The 7,638-nt window shown below is 66.5% G+C and carries 7 protein-coding genes; 6 read left to right on the top strand and 1 reads right to left on the bottom strand.

Annotated elements, in window-relative coordinates; all coding sequences use genetic code 11:
• On the bottom strand, positions 1-309 hold a 309-nt coding region (locus tag ACW9UL_RS11120; protein WP_457790852.1), incomplete at its 3' end, for a DUF6901 family protein.
• A gap of 132 nt (positions 310-441) precedes the next feature.
• On the opposite strand from ACW9UL_RS11120, the gene ACW9UL_RS11115 reads away from it, so the two are divergent.
• Genes ACW9UL_RS11115 through ACW9UL_RS11090 form a run of 6 tightly spaced genes read left to right on the top strand, consistent with a single transcriptional unit; the run spans position 442 to position 7,638 of the window.
• A complete protein-coding gene (locus tag ACW9UL_RS11115) occupies positions 442-1,725 on the top strand; it encodes an ATP-binding protein (protein ID WP_457790850.1) in 1,284 nt (427 codons plus the stop codon).
• Positions 1,726-1,733: 8 nt separating this feature from the next.
• The gene (nosR, locus tag ACW9UL_RS11110; protein WP_457790848.1) at positions 1,734-3,062 is read left to right on the top strand and encodes a response regulator c-di-GMP phosphodiesterase, NosR family; all 1,329 of its coding nucleotides are present in this window, start codon (positions 1,734-1,736) and stop codon (positions 3,060-3,062) included.
• Positions 3,062-3,601 (top strand): response regulator, encoded by a 540-nt coding sequence (locus tag ACW9UL_RS11105; protein ID WP_457790847.1) that lies wholly within the window; start codon positions 3,062-3,064, stop codon positions 3,599-3,601. The genes nosR and ACW9UL_RS11105 overlap by 1 nt, the downstream gene beginning before the upstream one ends.
• Positions 3,594-4,262, top strand: a complete 669-nt coding sequence (locus ACW9UL_RS11100) for a GTP-binding protein (RefSeq protein ID WP_457790845.1) — start codon at positions 3,594-3,596, stop codon at positions 4,260-4,262. Before ACW9UL_RS11105 ends, ACW9UL_RS11100 begins: the two co-directional genes overlap by 8 nt.
• The gene (locus tag ACW9UL_RS11095) at positions 4,255-5,385 is read left to right on the top strand and encodes a sensor histidine kinase (RefSeq protein ID WP_457790843.1); all 1,131 of its coding nucleotides are present in this window, start codon (positions 4,255-4,257) and stop codon (positions 5,383-5,385) included. Before ACW9UL_RS11100 ends, ACW9UL_RS11095 begins: the two co-directional genes overlap by 8 nt.
• Positions 5,386-5,394: 9 nt before the next feature.
• Positions 5,395-7,638, top strand: a complete 2,244-nt coding sequence (locus ACW9UL_RS11090) for an ATPase, T2SS/T4P/T4SS family (protein ID WP_457790841.1) — start codon at positions 5,395-5,397, stop codon at positions 7,636-7,638.

The raw sequence follows: 7,638 nt of genomic DNA, 5'->3' as shown, positions 1-7,638 counted from the left end.
GCGCTGCAGGGTGGTGTGCTGACGCATCTCGCGACCGCGGTGCTGCACCTGCACCTCGACCGCCTCGAACGAGGCGTGCCCGGCCAGTAGGCGCACCGGCTGCTGCAACGCCAGGGCGAAAGGGCAGTCGCGCTGAGTCTCTGTCTTGAGCGGGCAATGCGGGCATTGCTGGAAGCCCAGGCGCGTCCACTCTGGAGCGCTCTGCGTCGGGGCACACGCCTCGCCCAGGCGAACCTGCAGCTCCAGCGCCGCCTGTCCAGCAAACGCCAACCGATAACGCACGGTCAGTCGCTCGGTATCCATTGCCATGGTCTAACCTCCTGGTGTGCCTGGGACGGCCCTGGCTAGCCTTTCGCCATCAAAGCCGGCATTATGACGCCATAAAAATAGCGCGCCAGCGTTCGAGTGTCCCACGTTAACTCCTCGCTACTGGAGCAGGAAATGGACAGCTATCCAGTCAACCTCCTCGATGCCTTTATCGACCAGATCGACCTGGGCATCATCGTGCTGGACGACCAGCTGCGCATCCGTCACTGGAACAGCTTCATCAGTCAGCGTAGCGGCAAGAACCTGCCACAGGCGCAGGGCCGCGACTTCGTCGAGGTCTTCCCCGAAGCCAACGGCGAGCACTTCGTCAAGGTGGTCGAACTGGCCCGTGAGCGCGCCAAGCACGTCTACAGCCACTGGCTGGACAACCTGCCACTGGTCAAGCTCAGCGGCGACTGCGAAGAACACGAACGACAACTGCAGAGCACCCTATTCTTTCCCTTCGAGGCGGCGAACGGCGAACGCCATTTCGGCCTGGTGATGTACGACACCAGCGCCATCGCCAAGACCAGCGAGCACCTGGAGGCAGCATTGAACGCGCTCAGCCGCAAGCAGAGCGAACAGGAACAACTGCTGCGCAAGCTGGAAACCGCCAACAGCCAGTTGCTGCAGTCGGAGAAACTGGCGGCCATCGGCCAGCTGGCCGCCGGGGTGGCACACGAGATCAACAACCCCATCGGCTACGTGTTCTCCAACCTCAAGACCCTCGACGGCTACGTCCGCGACCTGCTGAAGATCGCCGATGCGGTGGACAGCGCCGCCGATCTGGACGAGCTGCGCCAGCTCAAGCGCAACCTGGAGTACGACTACATCCGCGGTGACGTCGAAGCCCTGGTCAACGAGTCGGAAGACGGCATCGACCGGGTCAAGCGGATTATCAGCGCGCTCAAGGACTTCTCCCATATCGAGGAGGAGGAGTTCCGCCCCGCCGACCTCCACCGCGGCCTCGACACCACGCTCAACGTGGTCAACAACGAGCTCAAGTACAAGGCCGAAGTGATCAAGGAGTATGGCGTGCTGGCGGAGGTGGAGTGCATCCCCTCGCAGATCAACCAGGTGGTGATGAACCTGCTGGTTAACGCTGCCCACGCCATCGAGCAGTTCGGTCGCATCACCCTGCGCACCGGCGGCGGCGACGGCTGGGCCTGGATCGAGGTGGAGGACACCGGCAAGGGTATCGACGCCAAGACCCTGAACCGCATTTTCGAGCCCTTCTTCACCACCAAGCCGGTGGGCAAAGGCACGGGGCTGGGTCTGGCGCTGTCTTACAGCATCGTGCAGAAACACAACGGCCGCATCGAGGTCGACAGCACACCGGGACTCGGCACACGCTTCCGGGTCTGGCTACCCATGCGCCAGCCCGCCCCCGTGCCGCAACAGGACGCACCGCCAGCATGACCAGCGCCATGCCCGCCTCGCTCGCCACCCTGCTGTTGGTGGACGACGAGGACAATATCCTCAACAGCCTGCGCCGCGTGCTGCGCAACGAACCCTATCGCCTGCTCACCGCCGGCAGCGGCGAGGCGGCACTGGCCCTGCTCGAGCAGCAGCCGGTGGACCTGGTGATCTCCGACGCGCGCATGCCCGGCATGGACGGCGCCACGCTGCTGGCCGAGGTGCAGCAACGCTGGCCGCAGTGTCTGCGCATCCTGCTCACTGGCTACGCGGACATCACCACCACGGTCAAGGCGATCAACGAGGGGCAGATCTACCGCTACATCAGCAAGCCCTGGGACGACGACGAGCTGCGCCTGATCATCCGCCAGACACTGGCCTTCCAGCATTCCGAGCGCGAGCGCCTGCGCCTGGAGGCCCTTACCCGCGAACAGAACGAGCGCCTGCAGGAACTCAACGCCAGCCTCGAACAGCGCGTGCGCGACCGCACCGCCGAGCTGGAGCAGACCGCCGACATGCTCGACCTGGCCTATGCCGAGCTGCGCAAGAGCTACGTCACCGCCACCGAGGTGTTCGCCAACCTGGTGGGCCAGCGCCTGAGCAAGGAGCGCCAGACCAACACCCAAGTGATCGCCCTGGTCAAGGCCTACGCCGAGCACCACCGGCTCGACGAGCGCAGCAGCAACGACCTGGCCATGGCCGCCGCGCTGTACAACATCGGTAAGCTGACCTGGGACGACCAGCTGCTCGGCCGCCCCTCCGATACCCTGTACAAGGAGGAGCGCGCGCGCTACCGCCAGTACCCGGTGGTCGGCGAAAGCCTGCTGATGACCCTGGAGCCGGTGCAGGACGCCGGCCGCCTGATCCGCCACCACCAGGAGCGCTGGGACGGCAACGGCTTTCCCGACCGCCTGGAAGGCGTCGCCATTCCCTTCGGCGCGCGCCTGCTCAAGCTGGCGGTGGACTTCATCGAGCTGCAGCGCGGCCTGGTGCTGGAGCGCCGACTCAACCGCGACGAAGCGCTGCTGCTGATCAAGAAATACGCCGGGCGCCTCTACGACCCCGAGCTGTGCGACGCCTTCATCGACCTGTGCACCAGCCTGGCGCCGGATCTGGTGCTGGCCGACGCCAGCATCCTCGCGGTGGACACCCGGCGCCTGGAGCCGGGCATGCTGCTGGCGCGCAACCTGCACGCCGAAAACGGCATGCTCCTGCTCAACGCGGGCAAGCCGCTGACGCGGGCGCTGATCGACAAACTGATCGCCTTCGAGGCCTCCGAAGGGGGGCGCTACACCCTGTTCGTGCGCAAGCCCGACGGGGCTCAACCGGGAGACGGGTGATGATCAAGATCCAACTGGTGGACGACGAACCGCACATCCTCAGCGCGCTGCAGCGGGTGCTGCGTCCGCATCGCTGGGAGGTGCACGCCTTCAGCGACGGCCAGCAGGCCCTGCAGGCCCTCACCGAGCACGACTACGCGGTGATCGTGTCCGACTACAAGATGCCCAACCTGGACGGCATCACCTACCTGCAGTTCGCCAAGCAGCGCCAGCCCAACGCCATGCGCATGGTGCTCAGCGCCCATGGCGACCGGCAGTCGATGATGCAGGCGATCAACCGCGCGGAGATCTACCGCTTCCTGTCCAAGCCCTGGGAGGACTACGAGATCGAGACCGCGCTGAAGGCGGCCATCGACCTCTACCTGCTGCGCGACGAGAACCAGCGCCTGCTGGCTCAGGTGCGCAGCCAGCAGAGCACACTGCAGCGCCAGGAACAGGAGCTGCGCCGCCTCGAGGCCGAGCACCCGGGCATCACCCGCGTGCGCCGCGACGAACAGGGCGCCGTGCTGCTCGACGGCGACGAGCCGGGCCATGGCTGACTACCAGCCGCACTTGCGCAAGCTCAGCCTCAAGGTGGTCTATTACGGCCCGGCGCTGAGCGGCAAGACCACCAACCTGATGCAGCTGCACACCCTGCTGCGGCCGCAGCGCAAGGGCGAGCTAATGGTGCTGGAGACCCGCGACGACCGCACCCTGTTCTTCGACGTGCTGCCCATTGGCCTGCGCGGCGCCGCCGGCCTTGACCTCCGCCTGAAGCTCTACACCGTGCCCGGCCAGGTGCAGCACGACAGCACGCGCAAGGCCGTGCTGTCACGCGCCGACGGGGTAATCTTCGTCGCCGACTCGCAGCCGGCGCAGCAGGACAACAACGCCAACGCCTTCGACAACCTGGCCGACAACCTGCAGAAGCTGGGCATGGACATCGAACAGCTGCCGCTGGTGGTGCAGTTCAACAAGCGCGACGTGGCCGACGCGGTGGCCGAGGCCGAGCTACAGGCGCGCTGGGCGCAGACGCCGTGGGCGCCGCTGAGCATGGCCTCGGCGCTCCACGGCCAGGGTGTGGTCGAGAGCTTCCGCCAATTGCTCGTCCGCCTCTACCCGCAGCTCGACCGCGAATACCGCCTGGCCGAGACCGAGGGCATCGACGCGACCAGCTTCGTGCGCCTGCTCAGCGCGGCGCAGGGGGATGCCAATGCGTAGCTTCGAAGACGATCCGCGCCTGGCCGAACTGCTACCGGACGAGCGCCAGCAGCAACTGCTGCACCTGCTGCAGGCGCTGAGCGGTCACGCCCTGCAACTGGACGAACAATCCAGGCCCGGCGCCGAGGCGGTGGAGTTCAACCTGGAAACCCTCGGCTGGCTCAGCTGCCCAACCCAGCCGCAACTGCAGGCGGCCGCCGCGCGCCTGCTGGAGTTCGTGCTGTTCTACGTCGGCAAGTACCGCCTGGCCGCCAACCTGCACCACGATGCCAGCGAAGCCAGCTTCGCCGAGTTGCAGCGCCAGCATGCCGCCCTGCAGGCCTCCGAGACACGCTACAAGGCGCTCTCCGCGCAGCTGCAACGACGCGTCGAGGAGCAGGTCAAGGTCATCGAACAGACCCAGCAACAGCTCTACGAAAGCGCCCGGCTGCGCGCCGTCGGCCAGCTCGCCGCCGGCGTCGCCCACGAGATCAACAACCCCATAGGCTTCATCGCCAGCAACCTGCGGGTGGCCGGCGACTACCTCGGCGAACTCGGCGAAAAGCTGCCCGGCGAGCACGCCACCGGGCTGATCCTCGAGGATTTCCGCGCCCTGCTGCAGGAGTCGGAAGCTGGTACCCAGCGCATCGCCGCCATCGTCGCCGACCTCAAGACCTTCGCCAATATCGACCAGGACGATTTCGTCCCCTGCGACCTCAATGCCCTGATCGCAAGCACCTGTCACCTGCTGCAGGCCGAGAGCAGCCAGGCGCTCGACATAGAACTGAAGCTGGCCGAACTGCCCGAGCTGGCCGGCTACCCGGCGAAGATTTCCCAGGCGCTGTACAACGTGCTGGACAACGCCGCCAAGGCCATTGCCGGGCAGGGGCGCATCCGCGTCACCAGCCGCCTGGGCGAAAAGGGCGCGGCGGAGGTGCTGGTGGAAGACAATGGCTGCGGCATTGCCGCCGAAGACCAGGCGCGCCTGTTCGACCCCTTCTTCACCACGCGCCCGGTCGGTTCGGGCACCGGCCTGGGTCTGACCGTGGCGCGCGACATCATGGCCGCGCACCAGGGCGAGATCCTGGTGCGCAGCAAGCCTGGCGCCGGCACCCGGGTCACCCTGCGTTTTCTGAGCCTTTGAGGAGTCGCCGTGGGCAAACGCTATTCATCGCTGTTCGTCGGCCAGGAGCCGAGCGCCGAGCCGCCGGAGCAGGGGCCGGCAGCGCCCTATCGGCTGCTGCTGGTGGACGACGAACCGGGCATCCTCGCCGCGCTGCGTCGGGTGTTCCAGCGCGAGAATTACGAGCTGCACTTCGCCCGCAATGGCGTCGAGGCCCTGAAAATCCTCGCCAACCAGCCGGTGCACCTGATCATCAGCGACTTCATGATGCCACAGATGAACGGCAGCGAGCTGCTCGCCCAGGTACGCGAGCGCTGGCCCGAGACCATCCGCATCATGCTCACCGGGCATGCCAACACCGAAGCGGTGATGGGCTCGATCAAGGGCGGCGCGGTGTACCGCTTCATCCTCAAGCCGTGGAACGACGACGACCTGCGCCTGACCATCGCCCTGGCCCTGGAGCAGTACAGCCTGCAGCAGCGCAACCGCAGCCTGGAGCAGGAGAACCAGAAGCAGCACCGCGACCTGGAGACCCTGGCCAAGCTCAGCGTCACCAACCGCAGCCAGCTGGCCATAGTCCTGCACAAGAAGGGCCTGCTCAACGCCCAGCAGATCCAGCTGCTGCACAAGGAGATGCAGACCCACAAGACCCCGGTGCTGCGCCAGCTGATGCAGCACGAATGGCTGGACGGCGAGAAGGTCTACGAACTGCTGCGCAAGGACCTGATGTTCGAAGAAGTCGACCTGCGCGAGTTCCAGGTCGACGCCCCGCTGCTGGCTCTGGTGCCGCAGGCCATCTGCACCCGCCAGCTGGTGCTGCCGCTGCGCGTGGTGGACAAGCGCCTGCGCCTGGCCATGGCCGACCCGCTGGACCAGGGCCTGATCGACGAACTGGGCTTCATGACCGGACTGAGCATCCACCCGCTGCTGTGTCGCCTGGACCAGCTGCAGAACCAGCTGCACGAACTGTTCGGCGCCCCCGGCAACCAGCTGGACGACCTGACCACCGTGGTGGGCAGCAGCGACCCCTACGAAGGCATCGAGATCGTCCTCGACGACGACAGCGGCAGCGAGAGCCTCGAACAGCTGCTCGGCAGCTCGGAAGACCCGCCGGCCATTCGCCTGGTCAACGCGGTGATAATCGAAGCGCTGCGCCTGGGCGCCAGCGACATCCACATTCACCCGCGCACCAAGCACGTGGTGGTGCGCTACCGCATCGACGGCGTACTGCAGGACACGATCCAGATTCCCAGCGCGCTGCTGATGTCGCTGGTGTCGCGGATCAAGGTTATGGCCGAGCTGGACATCACCGAACGGCGCCGCCCGCAGGACGGTCGCATCACGGTGAAGACGCCGATGCGCATCGTCGACCTGCGCATCTCCACCCTGCCTACCATCAACGGCGAGAAGGTGGTGATGCGCGTGCTCGAACGCCAGTCGGCGGCGCAGTCGCTGGAAGACCTCGGCCTGTCGCCGCACAACCTGCGACGCCTGCTGCATGTGGTGGGCAAGCCGCAGGGCATCATCCTCGCTACCGGTCCCACCGGCAGCGGCAAGACCACTACCCTGTTCGCCCTGCTGCAGCACGAGGCCTCGCCGGAGAAGAACTACGTCACTATCGAGGACCCGGTGGAATTCCACGTCGACCTGGCCGGCCAGGTGCCGGTGCGCGAGCGTATCGGCCTGAACTTCGCCAGCGTGCTGCGCGCCATCCTGCGCCAAGACCCGGACGTGATCCTGCTCGGCGAAATCCGCGACGGCGAAACTGCTGAGGTGGCCTTCCACGCCGCGCTGACCGGCCACCTGGTGTTCTCCACCCTGCACACCAACTCGGCGGCGGCGACCATCGCCCGTCTCTTCGACCTGGGCCTCAAGCCCTATGTGCTGGCCTCGGCGCTGGAGGCGATCATCGCCCAGCGCCTGGTGCGGCGTATCTGCAGCCTGTGCCGCGAGCCGGTACAGCCGCCACGCGAGCGCCTGCAGAGCCTCGGTGCGGAGTTTCTCGAGCCCGGCATGCGCTTTTTCCAGGGCAAGGGCTGCAACCAGTGCCACCAGGGCTACAAGGGCCGCGTCGGCATCCACGAGGTGCTGACCATGAGCGACCGCCTGCGCGACGCCATCGCCCAGGGCGCCGGCGCCATGCAACTGCAGGCGATCGCCCGCGAACAGGGCATGACCACCCTGCTCGACGACGCCCGCGAGAAGATCGCCCAGGGCCTGACCACGGTGGAAGAAGTGTTACGCCTGCTCGGCCCGCAGAACCTACAGGAATAG

This window comes from Pseudomonas sp. PL-6, assembly GCF_054110165.1.
Note: the sequence above shows the minus strand (reverse complement) of the source record. Positions and strands in the feature narration are given on the sequence as shown.